Source organism: Gordonia desulfuricans NBRC 100010 (assembly GCF_001485495.1).
In the GTDB taxonomy this organism is placed as follows: Bacteria; Actinomycetota; Actinomycetes; order Mycobacteriales; family Mycobacteriaceae; genus Gordonia; species Gordonia desulfuricans.
The window spans coordinates 1-17,061 of sequence record NZ_BCNF01000149.1; the positions used below are offsets into that span (position 1 = coordinate 1).

Consider the following 17,061-nt stretch of genomic DNA (forward strand, 5'->3'; position numbering starts at 1 on the left):
CGTCCGCTCGTCGGATGCCGGTGGTGGCGGTGGTGCCGGTCGTCGTGCGCCGGGCTCGGCGGGTGGGCCCGGATTCCGCGCGCCCTGGGCCGGGAACCGGGGGGCCTGCCCGGCATGTGCGGGGTTGTTGCGCGCGGGCGACTGATGCGCCGGTGCCGGATTCCGTCGGGCCGGGCCGGGCGGCGGACCACCGCGTCGTCCCGCATTCGGCGGATCGGGCTGGTTCATTGCATCGAAGATACCGAGTACCGGCAAGGGGCCGTGTCATTCACCTGATCACCCCACCCAGGACAGATGCCGATGCAACAGTGCGTATCCGACGAACGCCACCACGTCGATCACCGCATGTGCCACCACCAGCGGCCACACGCGGTTGGTCACCTGGTAGTACCGGCCGAACACGAGACCCATCACGATATTGCCCAGACCTGCACCGACACCCTGATAGAGGTGGTATCCGCCGCGCAGCACCGCACTCGAGAGCAGCGCCGCATTCGCCGACAACCCGAGCTGGCGCAACCGTGTGATGAAGTACGCCACGACGACGATCTCCTCGGCGGCGGCGTTCCCGACGGCCAGCAGGATGTACAGCGGCCAACGCCACCACGCACCCTCGGTCTCGCTGGGCACCAGATGTGCGTTCATGCCGAGTGCGCGGGCGACGGCGACCAGCGCCAACCCGGGCAGTCCGATGAGTGCGGCGAGGAACAGGCCGGGCGGGACGTCGGTCCGCGGGCGCAGCCGCCCCAGGCCGACCGATGACAGGCGCAGCCCGCCACGCCAGAGCAGATACGCCCCGAGCCCGGCGATCGCGTAGAGCCGTACGGCGCTCATCAGCTGCCGGATCAGGTCGATGGCCGAGACATCGGATCGACTCGGATTGAGTGCCACGGTCGCATTGCCGACGCCCACCGACACCTGCAGTTCGATCAGCGACAGGATCGCCGAGACGGCCGAGAACCCGAAGGTCAGCACACCGACGATGCACAGTTCGAGGATCAGTGCGCGGCGTTCCCGGGGGTCGGTGACGGTGCCGGGGACATGGTCTGCCGGTGGGCGCAGCCAGGCGGCGACGGGGACACGCATGCCGGTCAGCTTACGGCCGCCGAACCGGGTGCGGCCCGCGCGTCATCTCGGCCGCCGGCGGGACAGGCCACCGTGATCGGCCGCGGTGGAGATCAGTCGGGCAGGCTGTTCATGAACGGGCAGCCGGCCAGCGAACGCAGTGCGCGGGACAGCTCGGCGACGTCGGCGACCGGCCGGGGGAAGGGGAGCCGGACGTCGGAGTCGCCGTCGATGCCCTCGATCCGGAAGCGGATGCCGAAGCGGTCGAGCCCGAGCGGACGGACCCGGCCGCGGCGCAGATCACGCGGCAGGCGACGGGCGAGCTGCCCCACCATGTCGGCGTGGTCGGCGTCGAGATGGGCGATCCACTCGCCCTCGTACTCCCAGAACGGGTCGGGGTCGGCGACGGCGAGCTCGGCCGCGGGCACGCAGGCGGCGCCGGAACTGCTGGCGACGACGGCGGTGTCGACCTGCAGCCGGATCATCGACCGGCCGTGGCCGATATCGAGGAGTCCGCCGTTGGGGTGTTCGGTGGCGATCTCGAGGGCCAGGTCGCGTTCGAGGTCGCGGGGCACGGGGTGGGCGGTGCCGTTCAGCCAGATCAGGGACCTGACACGTTCACGCAGGTCGATGGGTGCGCAGTCGGTGATCTCGACTATCGCGGGAACACCGTCGGGGGAGTTCCCGGCCAGCGGGATGATGTCGCTGTCGGTGGGGATCAGCAGAAAAGCCTGGGACTCGAAGAGGTGCACCAGGTCGACCGATGCGGGGGCGGGGGTCGGTGCGCCGCCGCCGGTGGTCTCGACGGCGATCATCGCTGCGCCGGCCCGACGGCAGGCGGTCGCGATGACCTCGGCGTCGGACGGGCGGTCGGTGATGGCTCGCGTCATGGGGGTTCCTCGTGGTGCGTCGTCGGGATTCGGTCCTGCAATGAAGGTAACCCTAACCTAAATCCCGAAGCGCCGTCGGTCAATGGTTCGAGTCGACGCGAACGAATATCCAACCTTGCTCGACTAAGCTCTTGCCGTGACCGTGTTCGCGTATTTCGGCCCTCCCGGGACCTTCACCGAGATGGCGCTCGACCGCCTCCTGGCAGATCCGCACCTGTCCACCGGGGTGCGTTCGGACGGTGGTCTCGGCGGCGTCGGCGGGGGCACCGTCGACAAGCTCGTCGCCGCCAGTCCCGTCGCCACCATCGCCGCCGTGCGCTCCGGCGCCGCCGACTTCGGCTGCGTACCCATCGAGAGCTCGCTGGAGGGGTCGGTCCCGGCCACGATGGACGCACTGGTGCCCTTCGGGGACGGCGCCGCCGCATCCGAGGCCGGCCGGGTGCAGATCTTCGCCGAGGTCAACCTCGACATCGCCTTCACCATCGCCGCCCGCCCGGGCACCGCCCCCGCCGACGTGCGCACCATCGCCGCCTACCCGGTGGCCTCCGCGCAGGTCCGCGAGGCGGTTGAAAAGCTCTATCCCGGTGCAGAATTCGTCACCGCCGGCTCCAATGCCGCCGCGGCCCACGACGTCGCCGAGGGGCGGACCGATGCCGCGGTGACCACCGGTCTCGCCGCCGAGCTGGCCGGCCTGGAGGTGCTGGCCGACGGTGTCTCCGATGCGAGCGATGCCGTCACCCGCTTCCTGCTCGTCGGCAAACCGGCACCCCCGCCGCGCCGCACCGGTACCGACCGCACCGCGGTGATGCTCGAACTGCGCAACCAGCCCGGCAGCCTGATGGAGGCGATGAACGAATTCGCGGTCCGCGGAGTCGATCTCACGCGTATCGAGTCCCGGCCCCGGCGCGACCCGGCCGGTGGCAGCACACATGCCGGCCAGTACCGCTTCTTCCTCGACACCGTCGGACACATCGACGACGCGCCGGTCGCCGAGGCCGTGCGTGCCCTGCACCACCGCTGCGAGCGGATCGTCTACCTCGGCTCCTGGCCGGCCGCCGGAGACGGTGGCAGTCCGCCGCCCGACGACGCCGACAGCGCTGCCTGGGTCGAGGCGATCCGCCGGGGTGAGGGCTGATGGCCCGACTCCACCTCGTCCGCCACGGCGAGACCACCTCCAACGTGATGGGCCGGCTCGACACCGCGCTGCCCGGCGCGGCGCTCACCGATTTCGGTGTGCGCCAAGGTGTCCGGTACGCGCTGGAGAATCGGCGCAACCAGCCGGCGGTGCTGGTCAGCTCGGTCGCCCGCCGCGCCCAGCAGACCGCCGAGATGATCGGCTCGGTGTGGGATCTCGACGCGGCGGTGGTCGAGGGCATCCACGAGGTGCAGGCCGGCGATCTCGAGGACCGGTTCGACCGTGACGCGCACGGGGTGTTCCGGGAGGTCATGCACGCCTGGCACGACGGCGATCTCGACACCCGGATTCCCGGCGGCGAGTCCCTGCAGATGGTCTACGACCGCTACCTCCCGGCCGTCGACGAACTCGCCGCGCACTACCTGCGTGGCCCCGAGCAGCGTGACGTCGTCGTGGTGAGCCATGGCGCGGCCATCCGCCTGGTGGCCGCCCGGCTGGCCGGCATCGACGGGAAGTTCGCCGCGGCAACACATCTGCCCAACACCGGCTCGGTGGAACTCGAACTCACCGAATCCGGGATCTGGGTGTGCCACCGCTGGGGTGCACGGCGCGCACCGTTCGGCACCGTCGACGAACCGCTCGTCGTCGACGACGACAACCCGATGGGCTGACCGCCGCCCTCGCATCCGGTCGCGGGCCGACCGCCGAAACCGGTGCCGCTCAGCCCCATCCGTGGGCGTGCAACCACTCGTCGTCGATCCCGAAATGGTGGCCGACCTCGTGGATCACCGTGACCGCCACCTCGTGCACCACCTGCGCGCGGGTGTGACACATCGCCAGGATCGGTTCGCGGTAGATGGTGATCGTGTCCGGCAGGAAGCCGGCGTAGTCGTGGGTGCGCTCGGTGAGCGCCACCCCCGAATAGAGCCCGAGAATCCCACGCGACTCCGGATTGAACGGCTCGATCAGGATGACCACATTGCTCATCGCATCGGTGAACTCGGTGGGGATGGCGTCGAGCGCATCGCCGACGAGCTCCTCGAACTCGACGTCGGACATGTGAACCGGCATCGACTGCCTTTCTCCGACTCCGCATCGGGGACAAGTACACGGGGGCACGTGCTGGGTGGGACAAGTGTTCGGGGGTAGCCGCTGCGGCCCTAGCCTGCCGGGGCCGGGGCCTCCTGGGAATTGGGCTCGACCCCCGGCGGCAGCGGCACCGGCGTCGGCAGCGCACGTCCCGGCGGCGCCTGGGACGGCGCGACCGGCAGCTTGCCGTTGATCAGCACCGTCGCACGCGCATCGCCGACCAGGGTGGCGAATCCGCCACGGTCGGGAAGACCCAGGTAGCACACCACCTTTCGGCTCCCGGCCAGCCAGCGCGGCTCACTGATCACCGACCACTGCACGTTCAGGGTGGTGTCCTCGAGCTTCTTCTTGCCGCCGACGAACCGCTCGGCCTGACCCGGGCAGATCGTGGTCAGGTAGGCGTTCTGCTCCTTCTCGCCCGGCCACGGCCGGCCCGATGTCTGATCCCCGAAACGCGGGGCGAGATCGACGATGCCGGTGGTCTGGAAGGCATGCGGCTCAGAGCAGTTCACCGCCGTCGGCGGTGTGGCCACCCGACGGGTCTGCGGGTCGATACCGATACACGTGCCGGCCGGCCACTGGAACGATTGGTCCTGATCGGCCACCTTGCCGGAGAACAGCTGCGGGGTGCCGTCCTTGCCGGTCACCTGCAACCCGCAGCGCAGCTCGCGCGCACCCTTGCCCCACTGCTGTTCGGACGGGAACATCATGCCCACCGAGAACCGCCCCTGCGGGTCGAGCTTTCCCTGCAGGTAGGCGTCGACGATCACCGGACACTGCTCGTCGCGGATCTCGGCGAACCGCTGCGCCCCCGGCCATGCCGCCGAGTCGCCGAACTCCGACCCCGGCAGCACGGCGGTGTCCAGTGCGCCGGCCACCTCGAAGCGGTGCTCGTCGGTGCACACGACCTTCGCCGGATCGCCCGGATCGCCCTCGGGCCAGGTGAGACAGTCACCGGAGCTCGACTGGGTGAAGGCGTTCTCGGCGAGCCGTTCGCTCTCGCCGATGTCGGTGCCGCCGACGCTGCCGCGGTCGTCGAAGGCATTCATCGACAGGGCGACCCCGCCGGCGACCAGTGCGCCGATCACGATCGCCACCAGCACGATGCGCATGGAGTTACGGCGCGCCCAGCCGGGATCGTCTGACCGGCCCTCGGGGCCGGGGTGTTCGTGGTGGGATTCGTCACTCATCGGGATCCATCATGCCCGGTCGGCCGCGGTGGTTCCGGTATCGACCCGCAGCCGGTCCTCCGACGGCACCGGCAGAGCCCTCAACTGCCTCAACTCCGGCACTCCCAGGTCACTCGCGTAGGGTCTTAGATCGTGATCGACCTGAAGATTCTCCGCGACGACCCCGAGCGGGTACGCGTGTCGCAGCGCGCCCGCGGCGAGGACCCCGGCCTGGTGGACGCGCTCCTCGCGGCCGATGCCATCCGACGTTCGGCGATCGTCGAGGCCGACTCCCTGCGTTCGGAGCAGAAGTCCCTCGGCAAGCAGGTCGGCAAGGCCTCCGGCGACGAGAAGACCGCCCTGCTCGCCCGCGGCAAGGAACTGGCCGAGCAGGTCAAGGCCGCCGTCGCGAAGCAGGCCGAGGCCGACGAGCAGGCGAAGGCCGCACATCTGGCCATCTCCAACATCATCGAGAGCGCCCCCGCCGGTGGCGAGGACGACTACGTCGTGCTCGAGCACGTCGGCGAACCGCGCGCCCTCGACAACCCCAAGGACCACCTCGAGCTGGGTGAGTCGCTCGGCCTGCTCGACATGGAACGCGGCGCCAAGGTCTCCGGATCGCGGTTCTACTTCCTCACCGGTCAGGGCGCGCTGCTGCAGCTGGGCCTGCTGAACATGGCCGCGGCGAAGGCCGTCGCCAGCGGGTTCTCGCTGATGATCCCGCCGGTCCTGGTGCGCCCCGAGGTGATGGGCGGAACCGGCTTCCTCGGCGCCCACGCCGACGAGGTCTACCACCTCGACAAGGACGACGACCTGTACCTGGTCGGCACGTCGGAGGTGCCGCTGGCCGGCTACCACATGAACGAGATCCTCGACCTGTCCGACGGCCCCAAGCGGTACGCCGGCTGGTCGACCTGCTTCCGCCGCGAGGCCGGCAGCTACGGCAAGGACACCCGCGGCATCATCCGCGTCCACCAGTTCGACAAGATCGAGGGCTTCATCTACTGCCGCCCCGAAGAGGCCGAGGCCGAGCATCAGAAGCTCCTGAACTGGGAGAAGGACATGCTCGGGGCCATCGAGGTGCCCTACCGGGTGATCGACGTCGCCGGTGGCGACCTCGGGTCGTCGGCGGCCCGCAAGTTCGACTGCGAGGCCTGGGTCCCCACCCAGAACACCTACCGTGAGCTCACCTCCACGTCGAACTGCACGACCTTCCAGGCCCGTCGCCTGTCCATCCGATACCGCGACGAGCAGGGCAAACCGCAGGTTGCCGCCACCCTCAACGGCACCCTCGCCACCACCCGCTGGATCGTCGCGATCCTGGAGAACCACCAGCAGCCCGACGGCACGGTCCGTCTGCCGGCCGAATTGGCGAAGTTCGTCGGCACGGATGTGCTCGCACCGGCATGATGACGGCGAAGGTCTGACCCGCCCGGGTCGCCGTGCAGGGATAGGCAGGATATGACGGTCGGCATCATCGTCGCGGTGGTCGGTTCGGTGGCCTTCGCATTGGCGGCGGTCCTGCAATCGATGGCGGCCGCCTGGCACGCCCGCGACAATGCGATCGCGGCGGCCGAGGGTCGCAAGTGTGACACCAAACCGCAGCCGAGCCTGCGCTCGACGCTGCGGACGATGATGAAGTGGCCGTTCCTGATCGGGCTGGCCCTCGACGTCGTCGGATTCGCGGCCACCATCGTCTCGGCCAAGCTGATCCCGCTGTTCCTGTCCCAGTCGATCATCGCCGCCCGATTGGTCGTCACCGCCCTGCTGGCGATGGTCATGCTGCACCTCGCACTGCGGACGCGTGACTGGATCGCCGGCACGGTGGTGATCATCGCGCTGGTGGTGCTGGCCATCGGCGCCGGCTCGGAGGGGCGCGTCAACGACGACTGGATGCACTGGGCGACCGTCGTCGCCGGTGTGGTGCTGTTCGGCCTCGGCCTGGTGCTCATGCGGGTGCTGCACAGCCACATCGCATCGATCACCGGCCTCGTCGCCGGCGCGCTGTTCGGTGTGATGGCGGTGGCCTCGCGCGTGCTGCACGGACTGAGCCCGTTCGATCTCGGCCAGATGCTCACCGACCCCGCGCTCTATGCCCTCGCCTTCAGCGGCCTCAGCGGCTTCTACCTGTTCACCGTCGCGTTGCAGACCGGTTCGGTCAACGGCGCGGCCGCCGCACTCGTCGTCGGCGAGACGGTTCTGCCCGGGGCGATCGGCATCCTGCTGCTCGGCGACACCATCCGCGACGGCTGGGTGATCCCCACCGGGATCGCCTTCGCGGTGGCCGTGATCGGCGGGGTGGTCGTCTCCTCGTCGAGTGCGGTGGCGGCGGTCGAGACCGGCGAGGCCGCGGCCTTCCACGAACCCCGGCCACCTCAGCTGGAGAAAGCGTCCAGCGACGCCTGACGGGTGCCGGCCCGCGCCGCACCGGGCCGCCGGCTACACCGGTCCGCCCAGATCGCGGACGAGGATCGCCGCCTGCACGCGTGAGGCCAACCCGAGTTTCATCAGGACCCGGGACACATGCGTCTTGACCGTCGCCTCCGTGATGAACAGTCGGGCGGCGATCTCGGCGTTGCTCAGGCCGTCACCGAGGCAGCGCAGTACGTCCCGTTCGCGGTCGGTGAGATCGGCGAGTTCCGGCGTCGGCTGGGGCGCGACGACCGGCACACCAGGCGAGCGGAAGGATTCGACGACGCGGGTGGTGATCTCGGGCGAGAGCACCGCGTCGCCTCGCGACACCGAACGCACCGCATCGATGATCTCGTCGGCCGACGCGGTCTTCAGCAGGAATCCGCTCGCACCGGCGCGCAGTGCCCCGAAGACGTACTCGTCGAGGTCGAAGGTGGTCAGCACGATCACCGGACACAGGGCCTCCGCGACGATCCGGGCGGTGGCGGTGATGCCGTCGGTGCCCGGCATCCGGACGTCCATCAGCACCACGTCCGGCCGGAGGGAGCGCGCGGTGGCGAGGGCCTGATCGCCGTCGGCCGCCTCGCCGACCACATCGAGACCGTCTGCCGGTTCGAGAAGCATCCGGATACCCGCGCGGATGGCGGCGTGATCGTCGGCGATCAGGACGGTGGTCGCGGCGGCAGCGGGCTGCGACGGGGCCGGGGCGGGCCGATCCGGGGTCATGATGTGCTCCGATGTGAGGTGGCGGTACGGGCCGCGGGCAGGATCGCGGTGACGGTGAAATCGCCGTCGGTGCGCACGACGTCCAGGGTGCCGCCGACGAGCCCGGCGCGCACGGTCATGTTGGCCAGACCCCGACCGGCGTGCGGGGCAACCGAATCGGGTGCCGGGGTGGGCACCGGATTGGTGATCTGCAGGCGCAGCGTCGCGTCGGCGTGGGTGATGACGATCCGGATCGGCTGTCCCGGGGCATGGGTCACCGCATTGGCCAGCGACTCGGCCAGGATCCGATGGGCGGCGATGTCGGCCACCGGGGGCAGGGCGTCGACGGTGTCGGCATCGGTGATCCATGGCGGACAGTCGATCTCGACATCGGTGCCCGACTCCACGATCGGCGCGACGAGCCGGTCGAGCCGGCGCAGCCCGGCCGTCTCGCGGGTCGCGGCCGGGGCGTCGGCGTCGGCGGTGTCGGCGAGCAGGTCGATCATGCCGCGCATCTCGGTGAGGGCGTCGACGCTGTTGGTCCGCACCGCGGCCAGGGCCTTGCGGGCCAGGGCGTCGTTGTCCGGATAGCGCAGCGCCGCAGCCGATTGCACCGCGATCGCGGAGAGCCGCCCGGCGATCACGTCGTGGAGTTCCCGGGCGAGGCGGCGACGCTCGTCGGCGACGGCCTCGGCCCGTTCGCGGTCGGCGAGTTCGGCCAGTATCCGAGACTGGTTGCGTTCCAAGGCGAGTGCACTGCGGTGCGTGCGCACGGCCAGTCCGTAGGCGAGGGGTGAGCCGACCAGCGCCAGCAGCCACAGCACGCACACGAACAGCAACCGCCACTGCGCGAGTGCGGGGGATGCGGCCACCAGGACGAGCACCGCCGCCGAGACCGTCGTACACACCCCGTACAGCACCCGCAGCAGACGCGCCGAGCCGTACACCGCCGCGGCATAGACGATGTCGGAGAACACCAGCCACACCGGGATCGACGGGACGGTCACGGTGTCGAGGACCAGTGCGGCGGTCACACCGGCCAGTGCGATCGCCGGATGCGTCGAGCGCAGCAACTGGAAGGCACAGCCGATCCCCAGGGTGAGGAGCGGGAACCAGTCGGGACCCGGGCCGTGGAGGTCGTCGCCGATCCGGCCGAGGCCGGTGAGGTGGATGGCGATGCCCAGACCGAGGAACAGCAGCGTCATCCCCGCGTCGTCGAGGTGCGCGCGGGACACCGGAACACGCCACATGAGCCCATCGTCGCATGCCGGGCAACCCGGGCCATCCGACGAAAGGATGACCCCGGACGGCGGAGGGCGACTCGGCGACGCGGCCGATGTGGCGGCACCGGGTGCGACGGCACGCTGGGACCCATGAACACCGAACTCACCGCATCACCGGTCCTGTGGGCGATCGTCGGCTGCGAGATCGGCTTCTGGGTGCTGCTTCTCGCCGGTCTGTCGGCGCGATACCTGCTGCATCGCCGGCGGTTGTCGACGGCGCTGCTGGTCGCGGTACCCGCCGTCGACATCGCGCTGGTGGTGGCGGTGGTGCTCGATCTGGCCGGCGGTGCGCAGGTGACCTCGGTGCACCGGCTGGCCGGGATCTACCTCGGCGTCACCGTCGCCTTCGGCAACAGTGTGATCGGTTGGGCCGATGCACGATTCGCCCACCGTTTCGCCGGTGCGCCGGCGCCCTCGAAGCCGCCGCGCGGCGGGCGGGCCGCGCTCCGTTCGGAATGGATCGCCTTCGGCCGGTGGCTGCTCGCCGCGACGATCTGCGCGGCGGTGATCCTCGGGTTGTCGGTGACCGTCGCCGACGCCGAACAGGCTGCCGCCCTGCGTCAGACGTTCGGGATCCTCGGGGTGGTGACGGTGATCTGGCTGCTCACCGGACCGGTGTGGGAGCTGTTCGGGGCGCGCGACGACCAGGCCGGGTGAACCGCCCGGCCGTCACGCACACCGCGGGAGGTCTCACTCGATGCGCGCGGCGCGCAGCTCGTGTCCCTTCGACGTCAGGCAACGGCCGCTGCCCAGATCCCATTGCCAGCCATGCAGATTGCAGGTCAGCTTCTCGCCCTCGATCACACCGAACTTGGACAGATCGGCCTTGAGGTGCGGGCAGCGGCGCTGGATCTCCCAGCCGTCCTTGGTGATCGACGCAGAATCGTCGTGTGCCTCGGCGAACCAGCCGTCCGCGTAGGCGATTCGCTCGTCGGTCAGACACTTGAAGAAGGTGTAGAGGTACTCGTTGTACCCGCCGATCCGCCACGTGGTGAACCGGGTGGACAGGAAGATGGTGTTGACCCAGTCCGGTTCCTGATCGCGCAACACCGTGCGGACCAGCTCCGGTGCGATCCGGAAACCGTAGCGGTACTTGCCCTCTCCCTCCTTGGGTTCGCGCACGATCCGGTTCGGGAAGTCCACCACCACGGTCTGCTCGCCGATCACCAGACCCACCGGGTAACCGATGCCGTCACAGATCAGATCCGACTGCGCCATGATCGGCTCGAACAGCTGCTTGAGCGGCTCGAGCAGCGGCTCCCCGTCGTCGACGGCCCAGGAGGCCTTCTCCGCGGCGATCACCGGGGCGAACTTCTCCTTCATCCGCTCCAGGTAGGCCTGCTTGTTCTCGCCGAACACCTCGTGCGGGGCGTACGGGTGGCTGACCTCGTCGAGGGTGGAGCCGGTGAACTCGGCGACCGAACCCGACACCATCATCAGCCCGCGATGCTTCTCGCCGTCGTCGGTGCCGTGGATGCGCATCTGCTCCAGGAAGGTCTCCTGGTCGGGGAAGATCGAGGTGACATCGCCCGGGCGGGCGTTCTCCGGGCTGTCGATACCCGAACCGAAGTCGTTGAGCCCGAACAGATCGTCGTCGAGGAACATCGGCGGACCGGCCGACGGAACCACCCAGGTGGCCCCGACCTGCTCGATGTAGGAGCGGGCCCGGTCCATGCCGCGCTGACGCTTCTGTGCGGCGAAGTTGGCCTTGGAACGGCGCGGGATGTCGTAGACCATCGGGTACCAGATGGCGCCCGAGTACTGCAGCAGGTGCACGTCGACGTGACCGAACGACTCACCGATCACGTCGAGGTCGATCGGCCGGGCGTCGTTCATGTTGAACACCGTGGTCTCGCCGTCGGAGACGATCAGGCCGGAGTCGCCGATCGGGCCGTCGGCCGGTGCGCGCAAGGCGATGATCATGACGTCGAGGGACCCCTTGGGCCCGGTGACCGTCTGCTTGACCGAGTCGGTGGTCTCCACGAACTTGGTGAACCCGAGCTTCTCGAGCTCACGACGCAGATCCGGCACCGGATAGTCGGGGAGCAGGACGGTGGCGTCCTTGCTGATGTTCTCGCGCAGATTCTGCTCGTCGAAGTGGTCGCGGTGCAGATGCGAGACATAGAGGTAGTCGCACTGCCCGAGGGACTTCCAGTCCAACTCCGAGTTGTCCGGGAACGGCACCCACGACGCGAAGTACGCGGGGTTGGTCCAGGGATCGCAGAGGATCGACCCGGCCGCGGTCTGGATGTGGAATCCGGCATGGCCGATGCTGGTGATCTTCACTTCGAACCTTTCACACGCTCGTTGCGCAGGGCTGGGATTTGCGCACTCGGTGTTTCAGGGTAGTCGGACCGCCGCCCGCGGCTACGGCCATCGGTCCCGAATCGGAGGGTGGATCGACGCCGACGGCGCAGCCTGCGTGACCTGCACCACGCCCCGGAACCGGACATGGGTGTACGCACGACTGCTCAGGACATGACCATGCATCACCAGGAGCAGATGGCTCCCGCATTCGACTGGTTCCCGCCCTGGCTGACCGTCATCGCGTCGATCCTGCTGCTCGGTGCGGCGCTGCACCACCTGCCGTGTGTGCTGCACGGTCACGGCAACCGCTGGTTCCATCTGGGCCATATCGCGATGTGCGCGTCGATGATCTACATGTACCTGATCATGTCGTTCCGGCCACCCGTGTCGTGGGGACCCGACGCCCGCACGGCCCAGATGTGGTTTTTCACCGCCACCAGCGCGGTGGTCCTGGCCCACCTCATGGTGCTGATCGCGCGTCGTCGGACGTTCTCGCTGCTCTGGGTGCTGTTGCTGGTGCAGCAGGTGGCGATGATCTACATGTGGCTGCCGATGAGGTGGTGGAGTGGGCTGCTCACCACCGTCGTGTCGGTGTGGTTCCTCGTCGAGGCGATCGGCTGGCTTGCCGATGTCTTCCGCGGCTATCGGATCACGCCGGCCGACTCGCGTACAGACGTCCCCGACGACGTGCACATGACCGGCGGCTGGGCCGACCGGCTGACGATGGCCTCCATGGCCGTCGCGATGGCGTACATGTTCGTCGGGATGCAGGCGATGGCCGGTTTCGAGTTCTGACGGTGATGGCTCCGCGCTTGGTGGCCGCTCTCGCTAGGGTCTAGGCCATGGAACCCGTGTACTCCACCGTGATCACCGCCGCCCGGCTGCTCTGGCTGGCCGAAGGTCTCGATTTCACGGTGTCTGGTGTCGAGAACACGCCGGCCACCGGGCCCGGCGTGATCGCCATCAACCACACCGGCTATCTCGACTTCACCTACGCCGGCATCCCGGCATTCCTGCAGGGCAGGCGATATGTGCGGTTCATGGCGAAGAAAGAGGTCTTCGACAACAAGTACTCGGGGCCGATCATGCGGGCGCTCAAGCACATTCCGGTCGACCGGGCCAACGGTGCGCAGAGCTACCGCGACGCCGTCGACTATCTCAAGCGCGGTGAGCTGGTGGGTGTCTACCCGGAGGCGACGATCAGCCGTAGCTTCGAACTCAAGGAGTTCAAGTCCGGGGCGGCTCGGATGGCGCTCGAGTCCGGTGCCCCGATCATCCCGACGGTGATCTGGGGTGCGCAGCAGGTGTGGACCAAGGGGCACCCCAAGAAGCTCGGCCGCCACGGTTTCACGATCATGATCGGTGTCGCCGAACCGATCGAACCGGTCGGTGACGCCGATGCCCTCACCGCGCGGCTGCACGAGTCGATGAGTGCGAAGCTGCTCGAACTCCAGGACGCGTACGGTCCGCATCCGCAGGGCGAGTTCTGGGTGCCCGCCAGGCTCGGCGGTTCGGCACCGACGCTCGAGGAGGCCAACCGGATGGACGCCGAGGAGCAGGCCGCCAAGGCCGCACGCCGTGCCGAGCGTGAGCAGGGGTCGTCGGAGGGCTGACCAGGTCAGTCCAGGCCGAACGCCGACACCGCGAGCTCGACGAAGGCAGCCACCGCCGGTGACGGGCGCGGCCGCCAGACCAGGCACAGCAGGGCCGGTCGGTCGACGCCGTCGATCGGGCTGCCGTGCAGGGTGGCGAGGTGCTCGGCGGCGATGGACTCGCTGAGGATGCCCACGCCGACACCGCCGCGGGCGAGGGCGGCGACGGCATCGGGGGAGGTGGCCTCGACGTCGACGGGCCGGGTGCAGCCGTCGTCGAAGGCGGTGCGGATACCCGCGCCGGGAGGCAGGCCGATCAGGGTCTCGCCGTCGAGGTCGTCGGGGCCGATGTGGTGCCGCGCGGCCAGCCGATGCCCATGCGGGACCACCGCGACGACCCGTTCGGAGATGATGGTGAGTGCCTCCAGCCCGGCCGGTGGCACCCCGGCCGAGCCGGTCAGCGCGACGTCGAGATCGCCGCGTCGGACGCGGTCGGCGAGGGCCGGGGACTCGTCCTCGCCGAGTGACACCCGGACCCCAGGGTGGGCGCGCCGGAACGCGGCGAACGAGTCGAACAGCGGGGTGATGGTGCACCCGTCGACCATGCCCACCGCGAGCGTCCCGGTGATGACCTGCGCGACCTCGGCCGATGCCAGTCGTGCGGACTCGGCCGCGGCCAGTGCCGCGCGGGCGTGGGGGAGTGCGGCGTTCCCGGCGTCGGTGAGTGCCACCGTGCGCCCGATGCGCTCGAACAGCCGGGTACCCCATTCCCGTTCCAGCCCGGCGACCTGCGCACTGATGTTGGGCTGGGAGGTGTGGGTGGCCGCGGCCGCCCGCGTGAACGAACCGGTCCGCGCCACCGCGACGAAGTACTCCAGCTGACGCAGTTCCATAACTGTCGATGATAGAACTCATCACAAGAAACGCTTGGACTTATACATCGGGCCGACGGACGGTGGAGGGGACACCCGATCCGACCCGAGGAGGTCCCCATGTCCGAGAACCGTTCACCCGAGAACCCCGCGCCCCACCGCACCGCCCGAACGCCGGAGGACATCACCCGGCTGTTCGTCGAGTACTCCAACGCCGGTGACGCCGACGCCGTGGCATCGCTCTACCACGAGGACGCGGTACTCGCCTATCCGCCGGGGGAGGTCACCCGCGGCCGCGACGCGATCGGTGACCTGTGGGCCCGGGTGCTCGCCCACCGCCCCACATTCACACCCGAAACACCCTTGCCGACACTGCGTTTCGGCGACATCGCGCTCACCTCCACCCCGCCTCGCGACGGCGCGGGCGCGCGGGCGCAGGTGGTGGTCCGCCGCCCCGACGGTTCGTGGGTGCGCATCATCGACCAGCCCGAGTTCATCCACCCCGAGCAGTCGGCGAGCGACGCCGGCTGATCGACAACCGGCGGACGCTCAGGCGCCCGACCGTGGGCGGCCGTTAGGCTGATCCGCATGACAGATGCGGACCACCAGGCCCGTTCCCCGCGGCGGGAGCCGGTCTTCCGCGGACTCGAGATCATCGCGAACACGCTCGTCCGCGCGCAGAACCTCGACCTGCGGTATGCGGGGCTGGACAACATCCCGAGCGCGGGTGGGGCGGTGCTGGCGGTCAACCACACCTCGTACGTCGACTTCGTGCCCGCGGCCCTCGGCCTGTACCGCGCCGGACGCCGGGCGCGGTTCATGATCAAGTCCGAGGTGATGGACGTCGGGATCATGCGCTTCCTCGTCAACCACACTCGCACCATCACGGTGGACCGCTCGCAGGGCGCCGACGCCTACCGGGCCGCGGTCGCCTCGCTGCGCAATGGTGAGATGGTGGTCGTGTACCCGGAGGCCACGATCAGCCGTAGCTTCGAGCTGAAGGAATTCAAGACCGGTGCGGTGCGGATGGCCGCCGACGCCGGTGTCCCGGTGGTGCCGGCGATCGTCTGGGGTGCGCATCGGCAGTGGACCAAAGGCGGTACCCGCGCCATGGGCCGCACCGGTATCCCGGTGTCGGTGCGATACGGGGCACCGGTCACGGTGGATGTCGACGCCGATGCCGCGACCGAGCGGCTGCGCGAGACGATGACCGGGCTCTTGCACCAGGTGCAGGACGAGTACGGATCGCATCCGGTCGGCGAGTTCTGGGTGCCCGCGCGGCTGGGCGGATCGGCACCCACACCTGCACAGGCCGCAGTGATCGAGACCGAGGAGGCTGCGCGCAAAGCCGAAGCGCGCGCCCGCAAGGCGGCCCAACGGGCCGAGAAGGGCCGTCGGTGAACCACACCCCTGAACTGCCACGTCCGACGCTGATCGCCAGCGATGTCGACGGCACCCTGATCGACGACGCCAACCGGGTGTCGGCGCGCACCGCGTCGGTGCTGACGAATGCGGTCGGCAGCGGCACCGAGTTCGTGCTCGCAACGGGCCGTCCGCCGCGCTGGATCGCCGAGGTCACCGACCAGTTCGATCCGTCGGCGGTCCGTGTGCGCTATGCGGTCTGCGCCAACGGCGCGATCGTCTACGACGTCGAGCACGATCGCGTGCTGTCGGCGGCCACGCTCGGTCCGGATGTGTTGCGCCACATCGGAAGTGTTGCCGCGGAGCTGATCCCGGGCTGTGGTATCGCCGCCGAGCGGGTGGGCAGGTCGGCGCACGATGCCGCCACCCCGCCGTTCGTCGCGACCGCCGGCTATCAGCATGCCTGGCTCAATCCCGACCACGTCGAGGTGGGCGACGACGAGATCTACGAGGCGCCCGCGGTCAAGCTGCTGGTGCGTTCACCGGGGATGGCGAGTGCGGAGATGGCGCAACGGCTCTCGGTGCTCGCCGACCTCACCCAGATCACCTTCTCCACCGACAACGGGCTGGTGGAACTCTCGCTGCCCGACACGCACAAGGCGTCAGGTCTTCGGAAGCTGGTGGAGCACACCGGGATCGACGCGTCTACGACGGTCGCCTTCGGGGACATGCCCAACGATGTCGAGATGCTCACCTGGGTCGACCACGGCGTCGCCATGGGGCATGCGCATCCGGCCGCGCTGGCCGCCGCCAACGAGATCACCGTCGGCAACAACGACGACGGCGTCGCCCGGGTCCTGGAACGGTGGTTCGGCTAGAGCGCCCACTGGTGATTGAGCTGCTCCTTCTTCGACGATTGAGGCGCGCGTTCTTTGCTGATTGAGCCGGGACCGAGCGTAGCGAGGACCCGTGTCGAAATCTCCGTAGCGTGCGTTGGGTGGTGACCACCTGCTCCTCGTCGGCTCAATCGCCCACTGGGCGTTGCTGATTGAGCCGCACCTTCTTCGATGATTGAGCCGGGACCGAGCGTAGCGAGGACCCGTGTCGAAATCTCCGCAGCGTGCGTTGGGTGGTGACCACCTGCTCCTCATTGGATCAACCACCCACTGGGCGTTGCTGA

The 17,061-nt window shown here is 69.2% G+C and carries 18 protein-coding genes and 1 pseudogene; 10 read left to right on the forward strand and 9 right to left on the reverse strand.

The genetic code is table 11. The annotated features are described in order from the left end of the window. The 3 genes and pseudogenes from GD1_RS25300 to GD1_RS21135 form a co-directional block, all read right to left on the reverse strand. Positions 1–228 (reverse strand): annotated as a pseudogene (locus tag GD1_RS25300) (hypothetical protein); the annotation flags it as partial. Positions 229–276: 48 nt separating this feature from the next. Further along, positions 277–1,086, reverse strand: coding sequence for a CPBP family intramembrane glutamic endopeptidase (locus GD1_RS21130; protein ID WP_059039442.1), 810 nt, complete (start codon positions 1,084–1,086; stop codon positions 277–279). 92 nt (positions 1,087–1,178) lie between these two features. Further along, positions 1,179–1,955: a DUF2470 domain-containing protein gene (locus tag GD1_RS21135; RefSeq protein ID WP_059039443.1), complete on the reverse strand. Its 777-nt coding sequence runs from the start codon at positions 1,953–1,955 to the stop codon at positions 1,179–1,181. Between the two features lie 136 nt (positions 1,956–2,091). Between GD1_RS21135 and pheA the strand changes: the two genes are divergently transcribed. Continuing rightward, positions 2,092–3,090 (forward strand): prephenate dehydratase, encoded by a 999-nt coding sequence (gene pheA, locus GD1_RS21140; RefSeq protein WP_059039444.1) that lies wholly within the window; start codon positions 2,092–2,094, stop codon positions 3,088–3,090. Further along, positions 3,090–3,761 (forward strand): histidine phosphatase family protein, encoded by a 672-nt coding sequence (locus GD1_RS21145; RefSeq protein ID WP_059039445.1) that lies wholly within the window; start codon positions 3,090–3,092, stop codon positions 3,759–3,761. The genes pheA and GD1_RS21145 overlap by 1 nt, the downstream gene beginning before the upstream one ends. 49 nt (positions 3,762–3,810) lie before the next feature. Here GD1_RS21145 and GD1_RS21150 read toward each other — a convergent pair whose 3' ends face one another. Further along, the gene (locus tag GD1_RS21150) at positions 3,811–4,161 is read right to left on the reverse strand and encodes a metallopeptidase family protein (protein ID WP_053778576.1); all 351 of its coding nucleotides are present in this window, start codon (positions 4,159–4,161) and stop codon (positions 3,811–3,813) included. 89 nt (positions 4,162–4,250) lie between these two features. Further along, complete coding sequence (locus GD1_RS21155) at positions 4,251–5,369, reverse strand: septum formation family protein (protein WP_083534571.1); 1,119 nt, start codon at positions 5,367–5,369, stop codon at positions 4,251–4,253. A 132-nt stretch (positions 5,370–5,501) separates the two neighbouring features. Here GD1_RS21155 and serS point away from each other — a divergent pair, with 132 nt between their 5' ends. Together serS and GD1_RS21165 are read left to right on the forward strand one after the other, a co-directional pair. Continuing rightward, positions 5,502–6,758 carry a serine--tRNA ligase gene (gene serS / locus GD1_RS21160; RefSeq protein WP_059039446.1) on the forward strand — a complete coding sequence of 419 codons (1,257 nt, stop codon included), beginning with the start codon at positions 5,502–5,504 and terminating at the stop codon, positions 6,756–6,758. 51 nt (positions 6,759–6,809) lie between these two features. Beyond that, positions 6,810–7,754, forward strand: a complete 945-nt coding sequence (locus tag GD1_RS21165; RefSeq protein ID WP_059039447.1) for a DMT family protein — start codon at positions 6,810–6,812, stop codon at positions 7,752–7,754. Positions 7,755–7,787: 33 nt separating this feature from the next. Here the strand turns inward: GD1_RS21165 and GD1_RS21170 are convergent, their stop codons facing one another. Both GD1_RS21170 and GD1_RS21175 read right to left on the reverse strand, forming a co-directional pair. Further along, on the reverse strand, positions 7,788–8,486 hold the full coding sequence (locus GD1_RS21170) for a response regulator (protein ID WP_059039448.1): 699 nt from the start codon (positions 8,484–8,486) through the stop codon (positions 7,788–7,790). Then, positions 8,483–9,715 (reverse strand): sensor histidine kinase, encoded by a 1,233-nt coding sequence (locus GD1_RS21175; RefSeq protein WP_059039449.1) that lies wholly within the window; start codon positions 9,713–9,715, stop codon positions 8,483–8,485. Before GD1_RS21175 ends, GD1_RS21170 begins: the two co-directional genes overlap by 4 nt. Positions 9,716–9,838: 123 nt before the next feature. Between GD1_RS21175 and GD1_RS21180 the strand changes: the two genes are divergently transcribed. Continuing rightward, on the forward strand, positions 9,839–10,405 hold the full coding sequence (locus tag GD1_RS21180; RefSeq protein ID WP_059039450.1) for a hypothetical protein: 567 nt from the start codon (positions 9,839–9,841) through the stop codon (positions 10,403–10,405). Between the two features lie 33 nt (positions 10,406–10,438). Here the strand turns inward: GD1_RS21180 and GD1_RS21185 are convergent, their stop codons facing one another. Continuing rightward, positions 10,439–12,034, reverse strand: a complete 1,596-nt coding sequence (locus tag GD1_RS21185; RefSeq protein WP_059039451.1) for a Rieske 2Fe-2S domain-containing protein — start codon at positions 12,032–12,034, stop codon at positions 10,439–10,441. A gap of 192 nt (positions 12,035–12,226) precedes the next feature. Here GD1_RS21185 and GD1_RS21190 point away from each other — a divergent pair, with 192 nt between their 5' ends. Continuing rightward, positions 12,227–12,850: a DUF5134 domain-containing protein gene (locus tag GD1_RS21190; RefSeq protein WP_059039452.1), complete on the forward strand. Its 624-nt coding sequence runs from the start codon at positions 12,227–12,229 to the stop codon at positions 12,848–12,850. Positions 12,851–12,897: 47 nt separating this feature from the next. Further along, entirely contained in the window at positions 12,898–13,668 is a 771-nt protein-coding gene (locus GD1_RS21195) for a lysophospholipid acyltransferase family protein (RefSeq protein WP_059039453.1), read from the forward strand. A 5-nt stretch (positions 13,669–13,673) separates the two neighbouring features. Here GD1_RS21195 and GD1_RS21200 read toward each other — a convergent pair whose 3' ends face one another. Next, a complete protein-coding gene (locus GD1_RS21200; RefSeq protein ID WP_059039454.1) occupies positions 13,674–14,540 on the reverse strand; it encodes a LysR family transcriptional regulator in 867 nt (288 codons plus the stop codon). A 99-nt stretch (positions 14,541–14,639) separates the two neighbouring features. Here GD1_RS21200 and GD1_RS21205 point away from each other — a divergent pair, with 99 nt between their 5' ends. The 3 genes from GD1_RS21205 to GD1_RS21215 are packed head-to-tail and all read left to right on the forward strand — an operon-like array spanning position 14,640 to position 16,759. Further along, complete coding sequence (locus GD1_RS21205; RefSeq protein WP_059039455.1) at positions 14,640–15,050, forward strand: YybH family protein; 411 nt, start codon at positions 14,640–14,642, stop codon at positions 15,048–15,050. Between the two features lie 57 nt (positions 15,051–15,107). Continuing rightward, positions 15,108–15,920: a lysophospholipid acyltransferase family protein gene (locus tag GD1_RS21210; protein WP_059039456.1), complete on the forward strand. Its 813-nt coding sequence runs from the start codon at positions 15,108–15,110 to the stop codon at positions 15,918–15,920. Further along, positions 15,917–16,759 (forward strand): Cof-type HAD-IIB family hydrolase, encoded by an 843-nt coding sequence (locus GD1_RS21215; protein ID WP_083534575.1) that lies wholly within the window; start codon positions 15,917–15,919, stop codon positions 16,757–16,759. The genes GD1_RS21210 and GD1_RS21215 overlap by 4 nt, the downstream gene beginning before the upstream one ends. Positions 16,760–17,061 lie beyond the last annotated feature (302 nt).